The organism is Microtetraspora sp. NBRC 13810 (genome assembly GCF_030268685.1).
Lineage (GTDB): Bacteria > Actinomycetota > Actinomycetes > Streptosporangiales > Streptosporangiaceae > BSRQ01.
Genome location: NZ_BSRQ01000094.1, coordinates 1 through 255, shown reverse-complemented (window position 1 = coordinate 255; position 255 = coordinate 1). Strand labels below are relative to the sequence as shown.

1 pseudogene is annotated in these 255 nt (G+C 73.7%); it reads left to right on the top strand.

The annotated features are described in order from the left end of the window. Positions 1 to 22: 22 nt before the first annotated feature. Positions 23 to 255 (top strand): annotated as a pseudogene (locus QSK26_RS41595) (IS110 family transposase); the annotation flags it as partial.

Sequence of the window (255 nt, the reverse complement as noted above, 5' to 3'; positions counted from 1 at the left end):
CGTCGCCCGCGCGCATCAGACGATGATCTGGGAACGGACCCGGCACATGCTGCGGCTCCGTTCGGCGCTGCGGGACTACTTCCCCGCCGCGCTGGCCGCCTTCCAGCCGCTCGGCCTCACCAGCACGACCGTGCTCGCCCTGCTGGCCAAGGCCCCCACCCCGCAGGCCGCGGCGAGACTGACCCTCACCCAGATCACCGCGGCGCTCAAGGGGCACCGCGACAAGCCCGCCAAAGCCGCCGCGATCCAGGCCGG